The sequence below is a fragment of the Streptomyces sp. NPDC048288 genome (genome assembly GCF_043201555.1).
In the GTDB taxonomy this organism is placed as follows: domain Bacteria; phylum Actinomycetota; class Actinomycetes; order Streptomycetales; family Streptomycetaceae; genus Streptomyces.
In genome coordinates, this window is sequence record NZ_JBICZD010000003.1 from 744,196 (window position 1) to 768,195 (window position 24,000).

The window sequence follows — 24,000 nt, forward strand, 5'->3', positions numbered from 1 at the left end:
GACGCAGCAGTTGTCAACGGGGGAGGGACCGCGTATGGCGGCCACGGACGGCGGCGACGCCGTAGAACTGAAGAAGCGGGCCGAGGCGTTGCGTGGGTGTGCGCGGGAGGCTCGGGGGATAGCGCGGCGGCTGGGGCCGTATCTCGATGATGCCGTGAAGAAGGCGAGTCCGCGGGCCGCCGCCTTCCGTACCGGCGACGACGCGAACGCGATCTGGGAGGGGCCGTTCGCCGACGAGTGCACGGCGACTCTGCGGAAGCGGCAGGGCAGCCTGAACGGCATGGCCAGTGCGCTGCTTGCCGATGCCACGCGCTGGGACGCGCAGGCCGACGAGCTGGACCGGCAGGCCAAGGCGAAGGGGAAGGACGGGGCGAAGACCGGGACGGGCGGCGGCAACTGATGGCGTTCAGAGGGTTCGACGCCGGCAAGCTGACCGGCCTCGCCAATGACCTGGACACGCTCGCCGGGCAGTCCGGGCGGCTGCACACCCAGCTCGCCTCCGTCCTGACCAGCGCCCAGCAGAACCTGCCGCCCGGGCAGAACGCGTCCCGCGATCCCGACCTGCAGGATCTCGTCGGGGACGTGATCCCGATGCCGGCCGTCCTCGGCGGGCGCCGCCGGCTGCCCGGGTCCCTCGGCGCCGAACTCGGCGACATGCAGGCGTCGATGAAGCGTCGTATCAAGCAGATCGAGGGAGTGCAGGAGCTGGCCGCGCGGGGGTACCCCGTCAACGACAGCGACCTCTTCCTCGACGAGAACCCGCCCGACGCGAAGAAGATCGACGACGCGTTGCGTCATCTGCAGGAGCTGCAGGGCAAGGACTTCGGGACCGACGGGAACCGGGACGACCTGGAGAAGGTCTCCGGTGAACTCGACGGGCTGACGGCCGCCGAGACCGACGCCCTCGTCTCGAAGGCCTCCCCCAAGGACCTCGCCTTCTACAGCCAGTTGCTCGGCAACACCGATGACTCGTTCTGGAACCCGTTCGACGAGAACGGTATGCCGGAGGACAAACGCCGCGACACCCTCGGCAAGATGCTGTCCAAGATCGGCCCGGAGAACTTCGGCAAGTTCCAGACGGCGTTCCCCGGCATGCAGCCGGACGTCACCAACACCGCCGCCTGGCAGAACGGCGGGAACAGCCAGAACGGCCAGACCAACAGCGGCATCCACTGGGAGACGCCCTCCGACCCGCTGATCGTCGACGGCGTCTCCGCGGACGACGTCAACCAGCGCCAGTTCGGCGACTGCTGGTACGTCGCCTCGCTCGCCGGACTGGCCCAGAAGGACCCCAAGTTCATCGAGGACGGCATCAAGCAGAACCCCAACGGCACGGTCAGCGTCCGCGTCTGGGACAAGAACGGCGCCTACCAGTGGGTCACCATGACCGCCGACCTGCCGACCGACAGCAACGGCTCCCCCATCACCACGTACGGCAACGGCGAGTCCTGGCCGGCGTACTACGAGAAGGCCTTCGCGATGGTCTACTCGGACGACGGCGACGACAAGCGCGGCTACGGCGGTATCGAGGGCGACGACCCCAAGAAGTCCGCGCCGTATCTGACGGGCAAGGAAGGCGACGACCTCACCACCGGTGGCTTCCTGGGCATCGGCAAGCACTCCGACAACAACCTGGCGGACCTGAAGAAGGCCTTCGACTCCGGCAAGGTCGTCACCGTCTCCACTCCCGACGACGAGAACCTGGACAAGGACCACCCCAAGGAGTGGGGCAACACCTACTGCACCGACCACGCCTACTACGTGCGCGGCTTCACCGCCGACGGCAAGGTCGTCCTCGGCAATCCGTGGGGCGTGTCCGGCTATCCGCCGATCACGGTGTCGCAGGATCAGTTCGACAAGTACTTCGGGGGAGCCGAGGCCTTCGATGCGCCCTGATGCCCGACCGGTTCCCCCGCTTCCCCCGCTTCCCCCGCGGATCCCACAGGTGAGTGACGTGTCCCAGCGCCCGCACGTGAAATACCCCTTCGAGACCGACGACGGCCGCTGGGTGCTGCGCCACCACATCCCGTACGACGTCCGGTACGACGGCCGTGCCCACCAGGTCGTGGCGGCCGTCTTCGGCGAACCGTCGGTACACGGCCGGATCCGGATCGGCCGCGAAGGCAGCCCCCTCGCCGAGTACGACGACCTGACCCCCGGCGACCCCGTGGAGATCACCGGCGACGCCTGGCGCGTCACGGAGGTCGAGTACCGCACCCACATCACGCTGGAGCGCGTGACCGAAGGCAACAAGGAGGCGACCGGTGCTCAGGCCGGCCAGTAAGTCGCGTACGTACGGCACCGCGGGCACGGTCACGGCCGCCCTGCTGGCCCTGGCCCTGTCCGGCTGCGGATCGTCGTCCGACGGAACCGGCGGTGACGGCGGTGACGGCAGTGACGGCCCGACGACCGCCGCGCCCGCGACCACCCAGGCAGCGGCGAAGGACAAGGGCCCTGTGTGCGTGGGCAAGGCCTCGGCCGACGGCCTGCACGTGCTGCGCGGCGGCGGGTTCCGGCTGCCGGGCGGCGGAGGTGTCCAGTACGACTCCGCCACCGCCGACGGTACGACCCGCACCGCGACCCTGCGCGAGGGCGCGAGCTACGCGGACGGCCAGAAGCAGCAGACCGTCAAGGCCGGACAGCAGATCACCGTCTCCGGGCACGCCTACACGGTCGGCCAGATCTGCTCCTACCGCGTCGTCCTCGAACCACGGGACGCGAAGGACAGGGCCGCCCTGGCCGCGGCCCCCACGTCCCTCAAGTCGAAGGGCGGCGCGGCGGACGACGGCCTGTGCTTCACCACCAGCCCGTCCGTACTCGCCGCGGCGGCGAAGGGGTTTCCGGCCCACGGAGGCACCCTCTCCCTGCTCCGCAACGGCGGTGTGAAGACCTTCCCCACCGGACTGTCGATCACCGTCTCCTACGTCGACACCGCGGCCGGCACCGCCGGGGTCGGCGCGAACTGCGCCGGGATCCCGGTAGCCGTGTACAAGGACGTCCGGGCCGGTGACACGGTCGAGTTCGCGGGCGTGCTGTTCAAGGTGTCGGGGCTCGCGGAGGGCGTCGTACGGCTGACGCGGACGAGCGCATAGCAGCGCATGGACCGCAGTTGGACTTCCAGCGTGGTGGTACGAACAGTGCCGCACCCCGGCGATTGCGGAGACAGACTGTGTTCGACAGAAGCAGGAACATCGGTGAGCCGCCCATCCCCGTCGTGCCCTGGGCAGACGCATGGGAGTTCAGCATCACCGATGAGGAACGGCCCGTCACTCTCCAGCGGAGGCGTCCGGTGCTCGGCGTCCGAGCCGTGCGGGTTCCGCACGGTGGAGGTGCACAGAAGGTCAACGCGCCGTGTGCGTTCCTGCCCCCACAGGGCTCCGCGGACGACTTGCGGCTGTACCAGGACGTGGAGGGCCGCAACCTCTTGTGCTCGGTCGGTGATCCCGAGGAGGCGGACGGCGTACGTCACTACCGTGTCCGTGACGGGCAGGGACAGCTCGTCGGCACCGTCCGCCGCCTTCCGCCGCTCAAACACGCCCTCAAGGCAACGTGGCGCATCGAGCAACCCGGTCATCCCGAGATCGTGAGCAGCGCGGAGTGGGCGAAGAACGGGGTCACCGAGATGGTGCAGAAGGGCGCGGGGAAGCTCCTGCTGGGCGCCGTGCAGGCCGTGACGGACATGGAGGCAGAGGGAGGCGACCGGGCCGCCACGTCGCGCATGCTGGAGTGGAGAGCGCGTGGTGAGCTGGTACTGACATCCGACGCGGATCGCCGGTTCCTGGTCAGGGCGGCCTGGCTCGACCGCCGGCTGGTGTTCTCGTACGGACTGCTGCGGGCCGGACGTTGACCGACGGCAGCCTTCGGCCCACGCCCAAGGAATCGTAAACTCGCCTGGGTAGAGTCATGCTGTCCGGTGCGAAGCGTGGCCATGGAGGCGGAAGTGGCGTTCGGCAGGAACAACAAGGCGAAGGCAGCGGAGGAAGGGCCGGTCGAGCCTGTCTCCTGGGAGAACGTGTTCAAGTTCGTGGTCGGCTCCGTTGAGCGCCCCAAGTCCACCAAGCGGCCACGGTCGGTGTGGGGAAAGCCAGCCGTGCGCGTGCCGAAGGGCAACAAGGACAATCCGGTTCTCGCTCCCTGCGCGTTCCTCGGTTCGTCGTCCGTCGAGGGGCTTCCGTCGCGTCCGGAGCTCACGCTCTACGAGGATGCCGAGGCACGGCGCCTTCTGTGCTACGTCGAGGAGCCCCAGGAGGTGGACGGAGAGCGGCATCACGTCGTACGTGACGCACAGGGGCAGATCATCGGAACCCTTCGCCGCGTACCGCCCAAGCGCCCGTTCAAGCACACCTGGCGCATCGACCAGCCCGGTCAGCCGGAAATCGTCGGGCGCAACGAGTGGGCGAGTGGGAGTGCCGGACAGGTGGCGGCGCGTGTGGCCATCCGGGCCACCTTCGAGGCGGTGGACGGCCTGTTCTTCGCGGGTACGGACGACAAGGCGGGCAGCAAGGCACGGCCGCTGGAGTGGCGAGCCGGGGACAAGGTCGTCATGACCTCCGAGGGCAGCGCGCAGGTCCAGATTCAGGCGAACTGGCTCGACCGACGGCTGGCATTCGCCTTCGCCCTGGTGGGAGACAAGTAACAGTCCTGTGGACCACCTGAGCTGAGCTCATGCGTTCCCCAATGACGGGTAAAGCGCGTGCGTAGGATGATATTCCTGCGTCGAGTCAGATCAGCCATGGCTGTCGAAGCAGCGGTACATGCAGGGTCCGCACTTTTGAGGGGGCAAGAGCGTGAGGACCGTAAATCCGGATGATCTGGAGCAGCTCGCCAAGCTGCTTGACGGGCGAGGCGGCGTCCAGGACAAGCTCGACGAGGCCTTCACCAGAGCCTCACGTCTGGGTGTGTCGAGCAAGGTGACTTCCCTCAAGCCGCTGCGGAGTTGGGTGACGGAAGCCGGCCCGGATCTGCGCAAGCGTGCGACGATCGCCCGGCTGGAGAGCGGTGATCCCGAAGCCGGAGTTCTCTGGGCGGGGTTCAGTACCAAGGACCTCGACAGGTACCTCAAGGATCATGCGGGCGAAGGACTCTCCCCCGACGAGATCCTTCTGGCCAACTCCGTGGCCGCCAGCGACGATCCGGACGCCGACGTCTTCAAACGCAAGTCCAACGAGTCACTGAACGACTGGATCTCGCGGATCAAGACGCACGCCCTGGAGCAGATTCCGGGTCTCAAACCGCACGCCGCGACGATCATGAGTGTGATCGACCTGTACGGCGACTGGAAGTCGGTCAACGGAACCATGGCGACCGTCACCATTCAGGGTGCGGCTCTCACCAAGGTCCTGGTCGGCAACTCGTTCAAGGAGGGCATGCTCCGCACCTGGAAGACCCGCATCGGAGTCACCCTTCGAGGGTCGGACAACAGCCTGCTGCGCTGGTCGGGTACGAAGCTCATCAAGTACACGCCGAAGATCCGCTCCCTCGGCGCACCCGGCAGCTGGTTTCCCAGCAAGCTCAGCCAATGGGCTCAGACGGTACCGGGCACCAAGGCCAAGGTTGCCGAGTGGACCGGCAAGGGTTACGACGCCATCCGCAGCCTGAAGTTCATGAAGTCCCCCATCTGGAAGGGGGTTTCGGCCAACAGGGCCATCAACTTCATCGTGGGCTCGGACTCGCTCGCAGCTCGGTACGGTGGGCTGACCCACTCGGGACAGGCTGTTTCCCGGGCTGGTAACGCGAGCCTCTTCAAGGTGTCGGGAAACATCTACTCAAGGGCCCGAGGCCTCGGTTTCAGCCGAACGGCGTCGTTGGGGAAGGGTCTGGCCGGAGCGGGCAAAGTCGCCGGCTTCCTGCGCGGTGCCGGCATCGCCGGAAGCGCCGCCTCGACGGTGTTCAGCGCAGCGAACGTCGTCGCCCAGGGCAACCCGGTCAAGGCTTTCCAGCGCAATGGCGCCGGCTACGTCGCGGATGTCGCGGAATTGGGCTTCAACGCCTCGATGACTGCGGCCATGATCGCCCCCAACCCGGTCACCATCGGCCTCGCCGTGGGCTTCGGAGTCGTCTACGCCGGGGCCAAGGTCGTCGAGCACTGGGACGACATCAAGAAGGGCGCGGGCGAGGCGACGAAGTGGGTCGGCAACAAGGTCAACGACCTGGGGAAGAGTATCGCCAAGTCCAAGGCGAACCCGATGAACTGGTTCTAGATCGGTCCCGTTCCCGACTTCGGGAACTCCGGGCCGCGACGCCGCGGCCCTCCCGGCTCAGCCGGGGACGGGGCCGGCCCTCGGGAGCCGGTATGAGGACGACCAGGACACCGCAACGGTCACGTCGTCCTCTCCCTCGCACCACTCGCCAGGTTCCCTCGTCGCGCTGTCGGCCGAGAAGAAGGTCATCGAGGTGCAACAGGGCTCCGCCGTCCTCAGCCCTTCCCAGGCGGGTTTCTCCGACCCCGCGCACGCAGCGCCCCCTGCCCCATGGTGACCTTCGCGCCATCGTGCTTCGGGTGAGCCGTTCTCTCCCCCGCAGGGGAATACCGAATACCGGTTGCGGCAGCCTCCCCGCGCCGAACGGCCGGATGCTCCCGCACACCCACGCTGTACGAGTCTGTTGGGCTCGACCTCGAAGTCACAGCTCAACACGAATCTGCCTGCGGAACCATCGCTGACGTGCGGGGTGACGGCTCTCGTCGCCGACACGGGCCCCTGTGGTCACTCCCCCTCGTTCAGCAGTTCCTCCCGGTCCGGCAGGAGGTCTGTGATCTTTTCCCAGACCTCGGCGGAGTTGGACTTCACCAGGACGAGGGGGCTGTCCGGGCCAACATCGCCAGGCATGATCGGCTCCTCGGGCTGTTCGCGGATCCAGTAGCCGAGGGGGCCACAGTCCCAGACCGCAAGGGCGCGGATCATGGCGGACGTCTGGCCGTCGTGTCGGCCGTCCCACGCGGTGGTGACGCGCCATGTGGCGTTCAGGGAGACGACCAGGTCCAGGAACTGACTCAAGGCCGGGTCCTTGAGGTCGGTGTCCGCCTCTACGAGCGCCTTGCGTACGAGTTCGCGAGTCGCGTCGTCGTCGGCGCCGGGCTCTTCCAGAGCAACGAACGCCGCGTCGAGAGCCGCAAGTTTCGTCGCGATGCGAACTTCGGGCGCGCCCTCCTCGGGCTTCTCCCCGCGGTGCAGATTGACCTTGCGGGCCAGTTCCCACACCAAGGTGTTGGGCTCGATGGAGACGTACTCGGACTCCTCCTCGCCCGGCCACCCGTCGTGCGCGATCACCGATTCCTGGCCCACGACCACGCCGTGGTTGACCGGACCGTGCTCGCCGGTGACCTCCACCTGGATCATCAGCATGGGATCGGCCAGCGCGCCGAGCAGGTCACGCAGCAGCGGTGCCAGCTCGCCTTCCTCGCCGACCAAGCCGATCTGCTGGAGCTCGACCAGCGATTCCCACAGCTCGTCGGGGGGCGTCTCACCGTCCAGGAGGTGGGCGAACACGGCGATATGGCGGTCGGCGAGGCGGAAGCGCGCGCGGGAGCTGTCGTACGAAGGCACTGGTGGTGAATTCCTCTCGCGAAGCGGCGTCGGCGCCGGCTCACTTCTTCGGGTTCTGCAGGTCCTTGGCGTCGTTCGTGCACTGCTGGGCCTCTTCCCGCAAGGACTGGGCCACTGTGCCGCAGGTCGTCTGCCAGCTCTTCAGCTTGCCGCGCACGTCGTCGGCGTTGGGGCCGGACCAGGACTTCATCCCGGTGGTGCTGTGCTGCTTCGCGGCGGCGAGGAGGGAGTCGACGTGGTCCGCCAGGGACCTCAACTGACCGGCACGCTGATTGAGTTCCTGAATGTCAGGATTTGCCATAGCAGCCTCCCCCGCTGTATCGACCGCCTCAGCATACCGATGCACGGTTACGTCCGGTCCTGCCCCCCGACCGCGACGAACACGACTTGTTCACCGGAAGATCCCATCTTCGGCAGCGGTGGACGGGAACTACGGAGGGTGCGGTAGCGTCCACTGTTGCAAACGGACCGTCCGGTTGCCGCTTAACCACGGGGAGGATTGTCATGGATCGCGGTGCAGATCTCCAGCAACTCCGGGAGCTTTCCAAGCTCTTCGCTCACAAGGCCCACGACCTGCAGGCCCTGATCAAGGACCTGGACGCGCGGACGGGCAACAGCGAGGGCTTCTGGAAGGGCCCGAAGGCCGACCGTTTCCGCCACGACTGGCACGACGTCAAGCCGACGTTCTCGAAGTGGGTCGACACGCTGAACGAGGCCAGCAAGTCGGCCAACACGAGCGCGGACAACATCGAGCGCGCCACCTGATTCGTTCCGGATTCGTTCCGGATTCATTCCGGGCGATCCGCGCGGATGACGCTGCTCGCCGGGGCGCCGGCCGTAGACCTGCGGGTCTTCGGGCGGCGCCCCGGCTGCGTGTTCAGGCCCCTTGGTGGTACGTCCGCGCGTCGGCCTGGGAGACCTGGTCGGGCTCGTTCCTGATGGCCGCGTCGATGACCGGCAGCAACTTGTCCACCTGGTCGCGCAGTCGCCGGTTTCGGCCGTCCAACTCCTGTTGCCAGGCACGGGCGTTCCTGCCGACCCACACCTTGTCGCCCCCCATGTCCGCGGCCGGACGCTTGAGCGCGTCGCGGAAGGTGTCGACCTCCTTGGCGAGGTCGCCGCGGAGCCGCACCAGGTCCGCCTTCCTCGGGTTGGGAACCTTGGGCTCGGGGTCGGTCACCGGAGTTCCCCCTCCTGCTCGTTCTCCTGCTCGTTCTCGTGCTCGCGGGCGGCCAGCAGTCTGTGCCGCAGGACGGTGAGGAAGATGGCCCCGGCCAGGAAGAACGGGGTCAGGACCAGGAAGATCAGCATCGGCAGTGTCATGGCCGGCGGGTGTTTCACCCACGCCGTCGTCAGTACGCGGGTGGGGTCGTGCGGGTCGTAGGTCACCGACACGGTGGTTCCCGTCGTCAGCCCGCCGGGGCGTTTGCCGCCCCAGTCGCTGAGGGTGGTGTCGACCTCGCGCTGGCCCACGTCGAAGCGGAGCTTGATGTTCCCCGGGCTGCCGAACTTGTCGCGCGGTGCGGACGTGACCTCCGCCCAGGTGGCGACCCCCCTCGAACGCAGATCGCTGACGAGCGCATGGGATGGGAGGAGGAATACGAGGAAACCGCCGGAAGTAAAAATAAACAAGGCAAACAGTGTCACAATCGCTCGCCGCTTCGGCACTGGCTGCCGCATACGGTTGATCTTCCTGCGTGACGCGTCCAGACGAGCCTTCTGTTCGGCGACTTTGGGGGGCAGGTTCCGGTCGTTCCCAGACCGCCTCGTCCTCTTCTTCTTAGCCATCAGATCCGGTTTCTCTGAGTTAGAACCCCAGCCAACTGCCGACCGCTTTGGCGGCACCACCTATGCTCCTGCCAACATCCTTGACCGCATGGCTTACGGCATGAATGGCCCTCTTGCCGGTAGGGGTGTTGAGAAGGTAATAGGCACCGTAGCCAAGCCCGGCGCCCACCAAGATGCCTGCTCCCACGGCCCAACCCACCGGGCCGCCCGCCGCGGCAGTTATCAGCACTTCGGTGCCGTAGGTGGTGGCCATTCCGACCCCGAGGGATGCGACGTTCGACGTGACGGCCACGTCCGTGTCGGAGTGGTTCACCTTGATGTCGTAGGCGATACCGCCGATGGTCAGCAGGGTGCCGACCAGGGGCAGCCGGTCGCCCGTCCGGAAGACCTTGCCGAGCCATCCGGCGTCGCTCGCCGAGCCCCGGACGAAGGGGGCCTTGTCGACGAGCCAGCGGCCCGAGTCGCCGACCGTCGTCTCCATGAAGCGGGAGAGCGAGCCCAGGCCGTACTTGCCGTAAATCTGCTCGGCCTCGCGGGAGGCGGCCTTGGAGGCCTTCGCGGCGGCCCGGGTCTCCTTGCGGAACTGGGCCCGTTCCTGGGGGGACATGGCGTTGACGCGCTTGTCGTAGGCGGCCTTGGCCTCCTGGGAGAACTTGTCGGCCTCGTCCCAGAGTTGCTCGGACAGGTGGGACTGGAAGCCGATGACGCTCGCGAGGAGACCCGCGTGGACGGTCCACGTTGCTTTGGGGTCCCCGAGGTCCGTGACGGCCTTCTTCAGATGCTTCCAGGCCGTGTCCCAGAGATCGGGGTCGTCCCCCTGCATCAGGGCCCGGTTGAAGACGGCACCCGGCTCGTCCTTGGGGATGTCGCCGTGGAAGAGGTCGAGCACCTTGTCGAAGCCCGGCGCCGGCTGGTCCGCGTTCACCGCGGCCGTGAACGCCGCGCCGAAGACCTTGGTGTCCTCCTCGGCCGTCGGCGCGCCGGCCGTCGCGATGGCCATGGGGAGGTTCTTGACCAGGTTCGGGTCCATCTTCGCGTAGAAGGACGAGTCGAAGTCCGGGTCGCCCTTGTGCTGGGCCAGTACCGCGGCGATGCGGTGGAACTCGGGACCGGCGTCGGCGGGGTCCATGCCGGCGAGGGCGTTCGCCTCCTTGGCGACGTCCGCGCCCTGGTCGCGGGCCTGCTGCACGGTCCACACCGGTTCACGCAGCTCGACCATGGTGGGCTTGGGGCCCACGCCGTGGAACTCCATCGCGGCGGCGAGCGCCTGGCGGCGGCGCAGCATGGGCAGTTCGCCGTCGACCCAGGCGGCGATCCGGTCGATCTCGGTCAGGGCGGCGGTGTCGAGGCCGAATCTCTGGAACCGGGCGGTGTAGGCGGCCTTGCCCTGGTGCAGGGCCTTGCTGCCCGACACCAGGCTGTTGATGGTCCCCATCAGGTTGTCCGGGTTGATCCCCGAGAAGTTCGGGTCAGTCACGGTCCGGGGCTCCCGCGCCGTCGGGCAGCCGGGGGTCCAGCAGGACGGCCTGCGCGCCCGAGCCCCGCAGCGCCGTCTCGAGTTCCGCGGTCGGGATCGCCACCCAGGGCTGCTCCTCGCCCATCGCCTCGACCAGTCCGACGACGGTGGAGAACGCGATCGCAACGCGTCGCTCCCCGCCCCCGCCCGGCTCCCCCGGATCCCCCTCCACCCGAAGCAGCATCACGTCGACAGTGCCTTCGAGCAGCGGCGCACCCTGCGCGTCCCTGGGTACATCCGCCATGGTGGGAAGTACCAGGACAGCCGGGGGTACGGGGGAAGGCTCTGCCGAATCCATCCGGTCAGACTATGAAGGGCGGACCCTGCCCCAGGTATGAGGATTCCTAAGGTTTGGGCAATTCGCACAAGCGCAGCACGCGGCACACAGCACGCAGCAATGACGGGCGACTTACGACGGCTGCCCGCTTCCCGGAGAAAGCGGGCAGCCGGGTGTCAGCCGTTCAGGACCGCCTGAACCGGCATGAACGAACCGCCGGAGACGAACAGTCCGCTGCCCGCCGTGCCGCCGCCGCTGTTGGCGGGGAGGCGGACGCCGAAGAGTTCGCCGTCGGAGGGGCTCTGCGGGGTGAGCAGCAGGCCGTTGCGGGACTTGCGGGTCTCGACGGCGAAGCCCCGGTACTGGCCGGCGAGGCTGTCCGTCGTACCGGCCACGACGAGGCCGATGCCGCCGTCGGAGGCCTTGCGGACCACGGACTCCAGGGCCTCGTCGAGGCTGGTGTCGTAGAGGAGTTCGGCGTCGTCGACGACTACGGCGTAGGAGCCGTTCGGCGCCTTGTCCGTCAGCTCCGTCAGGTCGTCCTCGCGGTGGTCGGCGTTGAGCAGGCCGAGGACTCCGTCGCGGCCCTCCAGGTCGCGCAGCGGGGAGCGGCGCGGGGCGACCAGGACCACCGGGGTGCCGGCCCGGAGCAGGGACTCCGTCGCGGCCAGCAGCGCCGTGGAGCGGCCGGACTTGGGCGGGCCCGCGATGACGAAGCCGGGGCCGTTCTCCTCCAGGTCGATGCCGACGGGGTGGAGTTCGTCGCCGCCGACGCCGACCAGCGCCCACAGCCGGGACGGCGGGGTGAAGTCGGCGTCCAGGGCGAGCGCCTCGGACGCGGTGATACGGGAGGGCAGCGCGTCCACCCGCAGCGGGCGCCGGCCGACGGGGATCCGGGCGTACCGGGCCCGTGCCTCCTCGGCGATCTCGCGCAGGGCGCGCACCTGGGCCTGGCCGGCCGGCTCCTCGGCGAGCAGGCCGATCTGGGTCTCCTCCACGCCCGTGTCGGTGATCCGCAGCGCGCGGCCCGGAGGCATGTTCTTCGGGACCTCGCGGGGCTGGAGTCCGGCCGTGGAGTAGTCGTTGGGGTCGGCGAAGCGCAGCACGAGCCGGTCCGCGAAGGCGGAGGAGACATGGCCGCTGAGGCCGCTGCGGTCGGCCGTCATGACCACCTTCAGACCGACCGCGGAACCTTCACGGAACATTCGCTGGACCGCTTCGAGGAGCGAGCCGTAGTTGTAGCTCTCGAAGGTGGAGGCGAAGCCCTCCCAGCTGTCCAGCAGGAGCACCATCCACGGGAGGCGGTCCTCCGGGGCGGCCGTGGCCCGCTGCTCGGCCGCGCTGGAGGCGCCCTCCATGGCGAGGAGGCGCTGGCGGCGGGCGATCTCGGCGAGCAGGCGGTCGATGAGACGTCGTACGCGGTCCGGTTCGTCGCGGGTCACGACCGCGCCCACGTGCGGCAGGCGCATCAGCGGGAGCAGGGCGTTGGAGCCGCAGTCGATGCCGTAGAGGTGCACGTCGTGCGGGGAGGTGGCGCGGGCCAGCGAACCGGCCAGGGTGCGCAGGGCCGTCGAGCGGCCGGAGCGGGCGCCGCCGAGCAGCAGGGTGTGCTCGCCGTGGACCACGTCCAGGACGAGCGGGGTACGGCTCTGCCGCGCCGGCTGGTCGATCAGGCCGTACGGGACGGGCGCCACGTCGGCCCAGGCCGCAGCACCACCCGCACCACTAGCACCACTTGCCCGAGTCGCACCGCTCCCACCACTCGCCCCGCTGCCGTAGGACTCCAGTTCCGCCAGCGTCACCTGTTCGGCCAGCGGCGGCAGCCAGGGGCTGCGCTGTTCGCCGAAGCCCATGCGGGCGGCGCCGTCGCGGACGGCGTCGACGAGGACGGCCAGGTCGGTGACCATCGTGCCGTCGTCGTCGGCCTGGGCCTGCTGGGGGAGGGGGCGGCTGTAGGCGTTCCAGGGCAGCGGGGTGAGCGTCGCCTTGGGGCCGGTCTGTCCGGTGGCCGGGCGGCGGCCACCGATCCGGGCGGACTGGACGCCGACCAGGGACTGGGCGCCGGAGCGGACGTACATCCGGCCGGGGGTCGACTTGGCGATGGCGCCCGAGTCGGGGGCGTCGATGACGTCCTGGGACTCGGAGGCGTCGGTGACGCGCAGGGCGATCCGCAGGTTGGTGTTGGCCCTGATGTCGGCGCTCACCACACCGGCCGGGCGCTGGGTGGCCAGGACCAGGTGGACGCCGAGGGAGCGGCCCCGGCGGGCGATGTCGACCAACCCCGCGATGAAGTCCGGGAGTTCGGCGACCAGGGACGCGAACTCGTCGATGACCAGGACGAGTCGGGGCATCGGCTCCAGTTCGGGGCGGAGCCTGCGGGTGTCGTTGTAGTCCTCGATGTCCTTGGCGGCGGCCTCGAACAGGATCCGTTCGCGGCGGTGCAGTTCGGCGGCGAGGGAGGCGAGGGCGCGCTCGGTGAGGTGGGCGTCGAGGTCGCTGACCATGCCGACGGTGTGGGGCAGCCGGGCGCAGTCCATGAAGGCGCTGCCGCCCTTGTAGTCGATGAGGACGTAGTTGAGGGCGTCCGGGCGGTTCGCCATCGCCAGCGACGCGATGATCGTCTGGAGGAGTTCGGACTTACCGGCACCGGTGGTACCGGCCACCAGGGCGTGCGGGCCGTCCCGGCGGATGTCGAGGACGAACGGGCCGTCGGCGGCGACGCCGATGGCGGCGGCGGTCGTGGCACCGCCCGCCTGCCAGATGCGCTCCACGTCGGCGCCGGTGGGGTCGGGCAGGCCCAGCAGGTTCAGCAGGCGGGCCGAGGACGGGAGCGCGGCGCCCGCGTCGTCGCGGCTGACGTCGCGCACGGGGGCGAGGGAGCGGGCGAGCAGCTCGCACCACTCGTAGGTGACCTGGTCGGCCAGGATGTCGCCGACGCCCTCCATGCCGTAGCCACGGACGCGGACGTGGTGGGCGGCGTCCGGGGACCAGGCGACGACGGCCTTGCACTCCTCGGGGAGCAGCCGCTCGTCCTCGTCGACGCAGAGCGCGATGATGCCGTACTGCGGTCCCTCGGTGAGGAGTTGGGGGACGCCGGGCACCCGGCGCAGCAGCCGGGCGCCGTCGAGGATCAGCAGGACGGTGGGGTCCGGGTAGAGCTGGCCCATGGCGTTCTGCTGCTCGCGGGCGGCCTTGCGGCGGGTCAGCTCGTTGAGGAGTTCGTTGACCCGGCGGGTGATGGTCTCGGAGTCGAAGCCGGTCAGCGCCACGCAGTCCTGGCCCTGTTCCGGGTCGGTGTGCGGCAGCCAGTGCGCCCAGTGCCATTCGGCGCCGGCCGCCTGGGTGGCGGCCAGGGTCACCATGGACAGGTCGCGGGGGCTGTGCAGGACGGCTCCCTGGACGGCGAGCCAGCGGGCGGTGGCCAGGGCGCGGGCGCGGTCACCGGCGATGCCGACGACGCCGAGCCGGGTGAAGGGGAGCGTCACCGGGACGTCCGGCAGCACGGGGGGCTGCGGGGCCTCGTCGTCGTGCGCCACCCCGCCGCGGGCCAGGGCGAGTTCGACGTCGGACTCCAGGCCGCCGACACCGATGCGCAGCAGCATCGCGTCCGGGTCGGTCAGCCGGCGCTCCCACAGGCGGCGGCGCGGGCCGGTGGCGAAGAGCAGGATCTCGGCGGGGTCGGGGGCGTCCGCGCGGCGGGCGCGCTGCTCCTCCTTGCCGAGGACGGCGAGTTGGGCCCGGTGCTCGGCGAGGTCCTTCTTGTACTGCTTGAGCGAGGTCTTGTCCTTCTTCTTGCCCTCGCGGTTCTCGCTGATCCACTGGCCGAGCATCATCAGCGGGCTCATGAGGCAGAACGCCAGCATGTAGACCTGCTTGGTGACGTAGTACATGCCCACACCGAAGAAGATGGGCATGATCGCCATGAGGAACTGGAACTTGGCCTTCTCGCCCTTGCCCGGCGGCACCGGCACCACCAGCCGGCGGCGGGGCCGCAGCGGGGAGAGCCGGGGCGGGCGGTTGTAGGCGAGGCCGCCCTCGCTCATCTGGGACAGATGCGCGTCGGGTTCGGCCACCCGGTCCAGGACGAGCAGCGAGTCACCGGCCCGGACGACGGCGCCGGGCGGCCAGGGGGTGGCCGTGGCCGCGTCCACGGGCTCGTCGTCGAGGAGGATCTCGGCGCCGCCCTCGGCGGTGAGCGTGATGGTGCCCTGGAGGTCGATCGTCACCCGCAGCGCGAGCGGCGCCAGCGTGGGGTCGGCCAGCGGGAACGTGCAGGTCTGCGCCGAACCCACGGTCGCCGCGCCGACGCCGAGCCGGACCACGCGGCCGGCCGCCGGACCGCCCGCCACCCGGAGTTCGAACTGGCCGACGGGCTCGCCCTTGCGCAGCAGCGGGCCGATCGAGTCGTCGACCGAGACCCGCATGCCGTCGCGCAGCACGGTGGCGGCCGGTGCCGCCGGATCGCAGGGCACGCCGTCCGCCCACAGCGAGGCCGCCCCGGGGCCGGCGCCGTAGCCGGGTATCGGGGCCGGTGCGGTGCCCGGCAGTTGCACCACGTTCCGCAGGTCGTGACCGGAGGGCCGCAGCGCCTCCCCCAGTGCCTCGGCGACATCACCGGCGGTGGCCGTCTCGTCCGTTGCGATCACAACGTCGTGCGGCTCACCGCCTTCCCGCACGACCGTGACCAGCATCCGCATGGCGGTCATCCTCCCGTCGGCCCCTGTGGCCACGTTCGTTACTTCAGCTAACGGAGACTAATGGCAGTTCCGGTGTGCGGTAGCTCCCCAAGTCCCGTGGAACGTCAGGCCGCAGTGCGTCCATGGCGGACTTCCTCCGTCATATTCACGCGGACTTCCCCCGTCACCTTCACTTCGCGTGTTCGCCGGCGCAGCCACGGTCCGGCGCGGCCACGGTCCGGCGCAGCCACAGTAGTGACCGAGGGGGCGGGAGCGGGCGCCGGGCCCGCGCCCCTGTGCCTCAGTCGCCCGTCTTCGACATCACCGCGACCGGGTTGCCCTCGGCCGAGCTGTCCGACGTGTAGACCAGGTCGCCGTGGCTCGGGGTCAGGTACACGGTGTTGGGGCCGGGGTCGCAGCCGTCGTGGTTGCCCTCGACGCCGGCGGAGGAGGCGACGAGCTTCGTGGAGGTGACCGCCTTCAGGGTGAGGACGTCGGTGCAGACGCCGCCGAGCTGGTCGGTCTGGCGCAGCCGGCCCAGCTCGTCGCCCACGGCGGCCTGGGCGACGGTGATCCGGAAGGTGCCGATGGGCAGGTTGCCGGAGAGGGCGGTGGCCGTGCCCTCCCAGGTGCCGAGGTAGGCGGCCGGGATCCGCCCGTCGCCCTTGGCCGACGCGCTGGCGCCCGAACTGTCGGCACTCGCGCTGGTGTCACGGTCGTCGCCGCTCCACGGCCCCACCAGGAAGCCCAGTCCGACCGTCACCGCGGCCAGCGCCCCGGCGACCGCGAGCGCGACCGTGCAGCTCACCCGGCGGCCCCGGCCATCCGCCCCCGGCTCGGAGGTCGCGGCGACGCTCACCGAGACCCCGCCGGGCGGCGCGTCCCGCGGCTCGGGCACCACCGTCGCCGTCCCCGCCGAGGGGCCCGTCCCCACCGAGGGGCTGCTGAACTCCACCGGCCCGGAGGCGGGCACCGCCACCTCCGCCGTCTCCAGGTTCAGCACCTGTACGGCGCTCCGGCTGACCCGTTCCACCAGCGCCCCCGGCAGCCAGCCGCCGGTCACCAGCCGCGCGGCCCCTTCCGGAGCCAGCCGCCGGGCCACCTCCGCCGGGCCCGGCCGGTGCCCCGGCTCCTTGGCGAGGCACGCCTCGGCCACCGCGCGCAGCTCACCGCCGAGCGCGCCGAGTTCGGGCTCCTCGTGGACGACCTTGTAGAGCAGGGCGGCGGAGGAGTCGCCGGGGAAGGGCGGTTCGCCGTTCGCCGCGTACGCCAGGACCGCGCCGAGGGAGAACACGTCGGCGGCGCCGGTGGCGCCCTTGCCGAGGATCTGCTCGGGGGACATGTAGCCCGGGGAGCCGATGGAGACCCCGGAGGAGGTCAGCGATGCCGTGCCGTCCGTGGCGCGGGCGATGCCGAAGTCGATGAGGAGGGGACCGTCGAGGGTGAGGAGGACGTTCGAGGGCTTCACGTCCCGGTGCACCAGGCCCAGTTCGTGCACGGCGGCCAGCGCCTCCGCGAGGCCCGCGCCCAGCGCCCGTACGGTGTGCGCCGGCAGCGGGCCGCCGTCGGCGACCGCCGCGGCCAGCGAGGGTCCGGCCGCGTAGGCGGTGGCGACCCACGGCACGGGCGCGTCCGGGTCGGCGTCCAGGACGGGGGCCGTCCAGGCGCCGCCGACCCGCCGGGCGGCGGCCACCTCGCGGCGGAAGCGGGCCCGGAACTCCTCGTCCAGCGCGAAGTGCGGGTGCACGATCTTCACGGCGACGGTCCGGCCGCCGGCCGACCGGCCCAGGTAGACGCGGCCCATGCCGCCGGAGCCGAGCCGGCCGAGCAGCCGGTACGGCCCGACGGCCGTGGGTTCGTCACCCGCGAGCGGCTGCATGTGCCCACCCCCCATGGCCACCCCCCATTGAGTCCACGCAGCAGCCTAAGGGGTGTCCGGGAGTCATAAGGGGTGTCAGGGCGTCATAAGGGGTGTCAGGGCGTCAGCAGGTCGACCTTCACGTCCGCCGCGAACCCGGTCGTCGGGCCCACCCGGCGGGCGAACTCGGTCACCGCGGCCAGCTGCGCCGCGCCGAAGCTGAAGTCGAGGGTGGTGAAGTACTGGGCCAGGGTCGCCTCGTCGAAGGCCTCCCAGCGGGCGGCCTGTTCGGCGACCTTGGCGACCTCCTCCAGGGAGAGGTTGCGGGAGTCGAGGAACGCGCCGTGCACCTCGCGGGTGAGCTGCGGCTCGCGCTCCAGGTAGTCCCTGCGGGCCGCCCACACCGCGAAGACGAACGGCAGGCCCGTCCACTCCTTCCACAGCGCGCCGAGGTCGTGGACCTGGAGGCCGTAGCGCGGGCCGTCCAGCAGGTTGGCGCGCAGGGCCGCGTCGCCGATGAGCACCGCCGCGTCCGCCTCCTGCATCATCAGGCTGAGGTCGGGCGGGCAGGTGTAGTACTCGGGCCGGACGCCGTAGCGGTCGGCGAGCAGCAGCTGGGCCAGGCGGACCGAGGTGCGCGAGGTGGAGCCGAGGGCGACCCGGCGGCCGTCCAGCTGGTCGAGGGGGACCTGGGAGACGATCACGCACGACATCACCGGGCCGTCGCAGCCGACGGCGATGTCCGGGAAGGCCACGAGGTCCTCGGCGTTGCGCAGGAACTCGACGAGGGTGATGGGCCCGATGTCGAGGTCGCCGCGCACCAGCTGCTCGCTGAGCTTCTCAGGGGTGTCCTTGGTCAGCTCGAAGTCGAGGAGGGTGCCGGTTCTCGCGAGCCCCCAGTACAGGGGCAGGCAGTTCAGGAACTGGATGTGGCCGACGCGCGGCCGGGTGCGAGAATTGTCCACATCGCGAGACTAGACCCCGTGGGGTACCGTGCTCGGACCCGCCCCCGGCATCACCACCGCTCCGGGCGTCAACCCACTTGCGAGGCCATTCAAACCTCCGGGTGACATGATCTTGGCCTCTGTTGCTTTCCGCTGCCCACATGCTAGGCTCGCCGCAAGTTGCAGTTTGGTTTCCCTTGCAGTACAGAGCCTGCGGAGCATGTAACCGTGGGCTCTCGTCGTTTTCAGACATATGCAGTTGTGCGGCACTTAGTTTGTTTTCACACTTGCAGGTTCTGGAGCAGGGCGACCCTTTTGAGCCCAAGGAGGGCTTATGGCTACCGGAACCGTGAAGTGGTTCAACGCCGAAAAGGGCTTTGGTTTCATCGCCCAGGAAGGCGGCGGCCCCGACGTCTTCGTCCACTACTCCGCGATCAACGCCAACGGGTTCCGCTCCCTGGAGGAGAACCAGCAGGTGAGCTTCGACGTCACGCAGGGTCCGAAGGGCCCGCAGGCGGAGAACGTCACCCCCGTCTGATCACGGACATCCCAAGTCTGATCGCAGACTGAGTGCAGTACCCAAGGAGCCCCGCGCCGCAAGGCGACGGGGCTCCTGCCTTTTCCCGGCCCCTCAGACGTGCTGCATCACGAGGACGAACGACGTGCCCGGCGCCAGCGCCTCGTACGAATGCGGAAGATCTCCGCGATACGTCAGGTAATCCCCCGGGTTCAATTCGACGATTTCCCCCCGTGGCCCGGCCTTCACCCGCCCGTCGCATACGACGAGATGCTCGACGGTCCCCGAAATGTGCGGCTCGGACTCCCGTACCGCGCCCGGCTCCATCCGCAGGTGGTAGACGTCCCGGCGGGCGCCGGGCGGGCAGGCCGACAGCAGGGTGGCGGCGAAGTTCGCCTGCTCCGACGCGACCGTGGGCCCCTGGCCCGCCCGGATCACCCGGACGGCGGACACCGGCGGCTCGACCAGCGCGCTGAACGGCACGCCGAGCGCCACCCCCAGCGACCAGAGCGTCTCCACGCTCGGGTTCCCGCTGCCCGCCTCCAGCTGCGACAGCGTGGACTTCGCGATACCGGCCCGCTTGGCCAGCTCGGACAGCGAGAGCCCGGCCCGGGCCCGCTCCCGCTTGAGGGACGCGGCGATCCAGTCGAGGGGAAGCCGGGGCGGTGGGGTCTCGGACATTGCGTTCGCTCCATCGGTACGATCGTTCACCTTGACGAACAGTGTCGCCTTGTTCATTGTAGAGAACATGCGTTCGCTACACCGAACCGGAACCGCCCTGGTCCGGGACAGCTCCCTCGTCTGGCTGGCCGGCGGGATCGTCGGCGTCTCCTTCGGCGCGGTCAGCGTGGCCGGCGGCCTGCCCGTATGGGTCCCGGTCCTGATGTCCCTCGTCGTCTACGCGGGCTCGGCCCAGTTCAGCGCGGTCGGTGTCCTGCTCGCCGGCGGCGGACCGCTGGCGGCGGCCGCCACCGGCCTCCTCCTCAACACCCGCACGGCGGCCTTCGGCCTCGCCGTCGCCGACCTCCTCGGCCCCGGCCGGGCCACCCGTCTCCTCGGCGCCCACCTGGTCACCGACGAGACGGTCGCCTTCGCCCTGGCCCAGCCGGACCCGGCCCGCCGCCGCGCCGCGTTCTGGATCTCGGGGCTCGGCCTGTTCGCCGCCTGGAACACCGGGGTGGCGGCCGGCGCCCTCGCGGGCAGCGCCCTCGGCGACACCGCCCGCTACGGCCTGGACGCCGCGTTCCCGGCGGTCCTGGTCGCCCTGGTCCTGCCGGTACTCCGCGCGGCCCCCGGGGTACGCCGGGCGGCCCTGCTCGGCGCGGCGATCGCCCTCGCGGCGACCCCCGCCGTCCCGGCCGGGGTCCCGGTCCTGCTCTCCCTCTGCGCCCTGGTGGTGGTACGACGATGAACGCAACCGTGGTCATGATCCTGACCCTCGCCCTCGGCACGTACGCCTTCCGCCTGGTGGGCCCCGCGCTGCACGGCCGGGTGGAGATCCCGGCGCGGGTCCAGGAGCTGGCGTCGGCGGGGGCGGTGGTCCTGCTGACGGCACTCCTCGCGACCGGCGCACTCACGGAGAACGGCGGCTTCGCGGGCTGGGCGCGCCCGGCCGGGGTGCTGGTGGCCGGCGTACTCGCATGGAAGAAGGCGCCGTTCGTGGTGGTGGTCGTGGGGGCGGCGGCGGTGACGGCGGCGCTGCGGGCGGCGGGGCTGGGGTAGGGGGTAGGCGTAGGGGCGTGATCAGGTGCGGCGTGATCAGGTGCGGATCAGGATCAGGGTCTCGGTGGGGGTGATCCTGCCTTCGGCGCGGTGGCGGAGGATCTGGAGGCCTGCGGCGACCCGGCGGTAGAGGGCGGCCAGGGCGGGGTCGAAGTCGTCTTCGTCGGCCAGCGCGGCCAGCGTGATCGCGGCGACTTCCATGTGAGAGAGGTGGACGCGCCAGAGGCCTTCTCCGGTATCGGGATCGGGCAGGCATCGGGCCAGCGACTCCAGTTGTCCCGCCAACCGACTCACCAGCGCGCCGCCCCTGTACTTCACCCGGTTGTCGGGCGTGGTCGGCGCGAGTGCGACGGCCTCTGCGAGCGTGGGGGTGATCTCGTCGTCGTAGACCGTGAGGAGCTGACGCGTCTGCGCGATCAGCGGGTCGGCCACGCGGCTGACGAAGACGCGCGGGCGTCTTCTGCCCCGCGCCGAAAGGTCCGATTCCCTGAGCGTGAGCCACCACAGAAGCCGGTAGACGGAGCGGGCTGTTTCGAGCAGGTCCGTCTCGGCGGGAGGAGCGGGGTAGAGCCGGTCGAGGTCGCCGGCGAAGGCCCGGCCGCGAGCGGTCACCTCGGGTAGAGGGGCGGGGGCGTAGCCGGAGGCCACGAGGATTTCGAGGGCGATGCCGTGCGCAAGGGGAAAGTCGGTGGGCCCGCCGGCCACGACGTCGGCGATGTCCCGAGCGGCGGGGAGAACCTCCGATCCGTCCTGGGCGCCGCTCGCGAGTTTGTCAGCGGCGACCAGGGCGGCACGGTGCAGACGGACGTCGGCATCCTGGAACAGGCCGAGGACACCGAGGACATCTCTCAGGTCGACGTACAGACCGTCCACGTGGTCCAGGCCGAGGCGGACGGCACGGTCCAGGTTGCGGGCGAGAGCGAGCGTCAGGGCGGCGGTGGCGTCGAGGTCGTAGTCGGGGGTGGTGAATTCGGCATCTTCCAGGCCACGGACGTGTGCCAGGGTCGCTGTGAGGGCGACCAGGTCGAGTCCCTCGGGAACGCTCGTCCCGCCTGACCACGGATGGGGCAGGCCGTCCGGAACCCACAGCTCCGGCAGGGCCCCCGGCTCCACGGCAGCGTGCCACACGCTGTGTTCGGGTGAGCGGCTGGTCAGGGTGAAGACTGGGTCGGTGACCTCCGCGTAGGTGGGCAGGCGCACGGCGCTGCCCTCGGGGAGGAGGTCGTTGATCCAGTCGACCAGTAGCTCCGCCTCGGTGCGGGTGATGCCCACGGCGGGGTCCGTCGGCCTCTCCCCGGCGGGCTTGCCGGAGAAGAGGGCGTACAGCTCCCGCGAGACCGGCCGGACCGTGACCCGGGCGTCGTCGGTGAGGCGTACCGTGTCGCGGAGTTGGCGGACGACGGTGACCGCGGTCATCAGGCGGCGGCGCGGGGAGCCGGGTGGCTCGTCCAGGAGTTGCCGACGCAGGGTGTCGAGGCGGTCCGCTGTGGCCGGGGACAGTTCCGTGGCCTGTTCCGCGCAGTCGAAGGCCAGGGCCAGCGTCCGGGTGGTGTCCGCCGTCAGGCACGCCTCCACGATCGGGGCCGGATCCGTACGGGCCGCGTACAGCAGCGTCGTCTCCCGCCACCAGTCGGCGTCGATCCCGGCGACGAGCACGTCGACGAGCCGGTGGTGCTGGATGTGCAGGGCCGCGAGGTGTTCCTGGAGGGTGAGGTGGGCGAAGGCGTACAGGCCGTGTTCGCGCTCCACCAGGAGTCCGCTGGTCACCACGGAGGCGAGGAAGGCGTCCGGTCCGGCCGTCGCGGCCACCCTGGCCAGCGCCGGTTCCAGCAGCTCGGCGGCCTGCCCGGCGGCGATGTCGCGACGCCCCTCGGCCATCATCGTGTACGCCAGTTCCCGCAGCACCACCTCCTTCTTCGCCCCCGGCACCTCGTCCGCGACCGTCGCCACGTTCTTCGCCTCGGCCCTGCGCCACAGCAGTACCTGGCAGATCTCCGCGTACAGCTCCGCCCGGCTGCCGGGCAGCGCGCCCCGGTAGCGGTGCACGTTCGCGATCATCGTCAGCAGCAGGGGGTTCGCCGCCAGGTCGTACAACACCGAACGGTCGCGCAGGCGCCGGATCAGGTCCTCCGCCTCCGCCGCCGCCCGCGTCTCCACCCCGGCGTCGTGCACGCCCGTGCTCAGGCGCTCGATCGTCCGGTACCAGCCGTGCAGGAAACGGGAGATCTGCTCACCGGTGAAGCGGCGCACCTGGAGGACGCGGGCGCGGTTGAGCGGGGCGGTCCTGTAGCCGTGGGGGCGGGAGGTGAGGACGAAGTCGTTGCGTTCGTAGCGCTCGACCTGTCGCTCCGCCCACGCGGAGACATGCCTCCGGTCCTCCTCCCGTGCCACCTCGTCCAGACCGTCGAGCAGCACCAGGCAACGCCCGTCCCGCAGTTGCTCCTCGAACCAGCCCTCGGGTTCTGGTGGTTCCAGGCCGCCCAGCGACGCCGTGATGATCTGCGGGAGGGTGAGGGAGGGGTCAGCCGTGATCGCCTCTGCGTGGTCGCGCAGGTAGAGGAGTATGGGCACGCGGCCGCGAGAGTCTCCCGCCAGGCGTAACGCCAAGTGCTTGAGCAGCGTCGTCTTTCCCGTGCCCGGTGCGCCGATCAGCGCCAGGCACGCACCCTGTTCCCCGCCCAGGAACGCGTCGATCGACTGCCGCGCCCCCGGCCCCGGTACGGCACCGGCCAGCGGCTCCCGTTCCGCCGTGTGCACCGGCCCCGGCGCCACGCTCACATCGACGAACACCTCTTCCAGCCCCGGCGTGTAATCCCCGCGCGTGGCCAGCCCCTTGAGACACACGAAGCGGTGCGTGCTGCGCACATGACGCCGGTACGACTGCTCGAACCTCGACGTCCGCCGTTGCACCCAGCGGTCGACCGCGTCGGCGACCCGCGTCACCCAGCGGCCCTGCAACTCCCCGAAGACCTTGCCCGCGAACCCGGTGACGACCACCAGCACCTCGTACCCGACCAGGGCGCAGGCCGCGAGAACGGGATGCCGCGCAACGGCGGACGGATACACCGCCGCGAGTGCCCCCGGCGGCGCAACCGTGAGCGCGACCAGGCCGACCCGGGCCAGAACCGTCGATCCTCCCCCGTCCCCCATCGCCGTGG

At 70.3% G+C, this 24,000-nt stretch carries 22 protein-coding genes; 11 read left to right on the plus strand and 11 right to left on the minus strand.

Annotation, left to right across the window (positions count from 1 at the left end):
• The first annotated feature begins 34 nt into the window (after positions 1-34).
• The 7 genes from ACGFZS_RS14760 (at position 35) to ACGFZS_RS14790 (ending at position 6,200) form a co-directional block, all read left to right on the plus strand.
• Positions 35-400, plus strand: coding sequence for a hypothetical protein (locus tag ACGFZS_RS14760; protein ID WP_393795346.1), 366 nt, complete (start codon positions 35-37; stop codon positions 398-400).
• Positions 400-1,896: a C2 family cysteine protease gene (locus ACGFZS_RS14765; RefSeq protein WP_393795347.1), complete on the plus strand. Its 1,497-nt coding sequence runs from the start codon at positions 400-402 to the stop codon at positions 1,894-1,896. Before ACGFZS_RS14760 ends, ACGFZS_RS14765 begins: the two co-directional genes overlap by 1 nt.
• A gap of 49 nt (positions 1,897-1,945) precedes the next feature.
• On the plus strand, positions 1,946-2,284 hold the full coding sequence (locus ACGFZS_RS14770) for a hypothetical protein (RefSeq protein WP_393795348.1): 339 nt from the start codon (positions 1,946-1,948) through the stop codon (positions 2,282-2,284).
• Positions 2,265-3,092, plus strand: coding sequence for a hypothetical protein (locus ACGFZS_RS14775; RefSeq protein ID WP_393795349.1), 828 nt, complete (start codon positions 2,265-2,267; stop codon positions 3,090-3,092). Before ACGFZS_RS14770 ends, ACGFZS_RS14775 begins: the two co-directional genes overlap by 20 nt.
• 197 nt (positions 3,093-3,289) lie before the next feature.
• On the plus strand, positions 3,290-3,847 hold the full coding sequence (locus ACGFZS_RS14780) for a hypothetical protein (RefSeq protein WP_393795350.1): 558 nt from the start codon (positions 3,290-3,292) through the stop codon (positions 3,845-3,847).
• A gap of 75 nt (positions 3,848-3,922) precedes the next feature.
• Entirely contained in the window at positions 3,923-4,636 is a 714-nt protein-coding gene (locus tag ACGFZS_RS14785) for a hypothetical protein (protein WP_393795351.1), read from the plus strand.
• A gap of 151 nt (positions 4,637-4,787) precedes the next feature.
• A complete protein-coding gene (locus ACGFZS_RS14790; RefSeq protein ID WP_393795352.1) occupies positions 4,788-6,200 on the plus strand; it encodes a PE-PGRS family protein in 1,413 nt (470 codons plus the stop codon).
• A gap of 504 nt (positions 6,201-6,704) precedes the next feature.
• Here ACGFZS_RS14790 and ACGFZS_RS14795 read toward each other — a convergent pair.
• Together ACGFZS_RS14795 and ACGFZS_RS14800 are read right to left on the minus strand one after the other, a co-directional pair.
• On the minus strand, positions 6,705-7,544 hold the full coding sequence (locus ACGFZS_RS14795; protein WP_393795353.1) for a hypothetical protein: 840 nt from the start codon (positions 7,542-7,544) through the stop codon (positions 6,705-6,707).
• 40 nt (positions 7,545-7,584) lie between these two features.
• On the minus strand, positions 7,585-7,845 hold the full coding sequence (locus ACGFZS_RS14800; protein WP_393795354.1) for a hypothetical protein: 261 nt from the start codon (positions 7,843-7,845) through the stop codon (positions 7,585-7,587).
• A 203-nt stretch (positions 7,846-8,048) separates the two neighbouring features.
• On the opposite strand from ACGFZS_RS14800, the gene ACGFZS_RS14805 reads away from it, so the two are divergent.
• On the plus strand, positions 8,049-8,309 hold the full coding sequence (locus tag ACGFZS_RS14805; protein ID WP_352225532.1) for a WXG100 family type VII secretion target: 261 nt from the start codon (positions 8,049-8,051) through the stop codon (positions 8,307-8,309).
• 112 nt (positions 8,310-8,421) lie between these two features.
• Here ACGFZS_RS14805 and ACGFZS_RS14810 read toward each other — a convergent pair whose 3' ends face one another.
• The 7 genes from ACGFZS_RS14810 to ACGFZS_RS14840 form a co-directional block, all read right to left on the minus strand.
• Positions 8,422-8,724, minus strand: coding sequence for a hypothetical protein (locus ACGFZS_RS14810; protein ID WP_393795355.1), 303 nt, complete (start codon positions 8,722-8,724; stop codon positions 8,422-8,424).
• Positions 8,721-9,191, minus strand: a complete 471-nt coding sequence (locus ACGFZS_RS14815; RefSeq protein ID WP_393795356.1) for a DUF3592 domain-containing protein — start codon at positions 9,189-9,191, stop codon at positions 8,721-8,723. The genes ACGFZS_RS14810 and ACGFZS_RS14815 overlap by 4 nt, the downstream gene beginning before the upstream one ends.
• A 160-nt stretch (positions 9,192-9,351) precedes the next feature.
• A complete protein-coding gene (locus ACGFZS_RS14820; protein ID WP_393795357.1) occupies positions 9,352-10,809 on the minus strand; it encodes a hypothetical protein in 1,458 nt (485 codons plus the stop codon).
• Entirely contained in the window at positions 10,802-11,092 is a 291-nt protein-coding gene (locus tag ACGFZS_RS14825) for an SAV_915 family protein (RefSeq protein WP_393795358.1), read from the minus strand. Before ACGFZS_RS14825 ends, ACGFZS_RS14820 begins: the two co-directional genes overlap by 8 nt.
• A gap of 209 nt (positions 11,093-11,301) precedes the next feature.
• Positions 11,302-15,822, minus strand: coding sequence for an FtsK/SpoIIIE domain-containing protein (locus ACGFZS_RS14830; protein ID WP_393795359.1), 4,521 nt, complete (start codon positions 15,820-15,822; stop codon positions 11,302-11,304).
• A gap of 280 nt (positions 15,823-16,102) precedes the next feature.
• Positions 16,103-17,680 (minus strand): serine/threonine-protein kinase, encoded by a 1,578-nt coding sequence (locus tag ACGFZS_RS14835; RefSeq protein ID WP_393795360.1) that lies wholly within the window; start codon positions 17,678-17,680, stop codon positions 16,103-16,105.
• 95 nt (positions 17,681-17,775) lie between these two features.
• A complete protein-coding gene (locus tag ACGFZS_RS14840) occupies positions 17,776-18,624 on the minus strand; it encodes a menaquinone biosynthesis protein (protein ID WP_359210175.1) in 849 nt (282 codons plus the stop codon).
• Positions 18,625-18,937: 313 nt separating this feature from the next.
• Here ACGFZS_RS14840 and ACGFZS_RS14845 point away from each other — a divergent pair, with 313 nt between their 5' ends.
• Positions 18,938-19,141, plus strand: coding sequence for a cold-shock protein (locus tag ACGFZS_RS14845; RefSeq protein ID WP_007490911.1), 204 nt, complete (start codon positions 18,938-18,940; stop codon positions 19,139-19,141).
• A 93-nt stretch (positions 19,142-19,234) separates the two neighbouring features.
• Here the strand turns inward: ACGFZS_RS14845 and ACGFZS_RS14850 are convergent, their stop codons facing one another.
• Positions 19,235-19,801, minus strand: coding sequence for a helix-turn-helix domain-containing protein (locus ACGFZS_RS14850; RefSeq protein ID WP_393795361.1), 567 nt, complete (start codon positions 19,799-19,801; stop codon positions 19,235-19,237).
• Positions 19,802-19,868: 67 nt separating this feature from the next.
• On the opposite strand from ACGFZS_RS14850, the gene ACGFZS_RS14855 reads away from it, so the two are divergent.
• Together ACGFZS_RS14855 and ACGFZS_RS14860 are read left to right on the plus strand one after the other, a co-directional pair.
• Positions 19,869-20,531 (plus strand): AzlC family ABC transporter permease, encoded by a 663-nt coding sequence (locus tag ACGFZS_RS14855; protein WP_393795362.1) that lies wholly within the window; start codon positions 19,869-19,871, stop codon positions 20,529-20,531.
• Positions 20,528-20,842: an AzlD domain-containing protein gene (locus tag ACGFZS_RS14860; protein WP_393795363.1), complete on the plus strand. Its 315-nt coding sequence runs from the start codon at positions 20,528-20,530 to the stop codon at positions 20,840-20,842. The genes ACGFZS_RS14855 and ACGFZS_RS14860 overlap by 4 nt, the downstream gene beginning before the upstream one ends.
• Positions 20,843-20,878: 36 nt before the next feature.
• Here ACGFZS_RS14860 and ACGFZS_RS14865 read toward each other — a convergent pair whose 3' ends face one another.
• On the minus strand, positions 20,879-23,992 hold the full coding sequence (locus ACGFZS_RS14865; protein ID WP_393795364.1) for an NACHT domain-containing protein: 3,114 nt from the start codon (positions 23,990-23,992) through the stop codon (positions 20,879-20,881).
• Between the last annotated feature and the right edge of the window lie 8 nt (positions 23,993-24,000).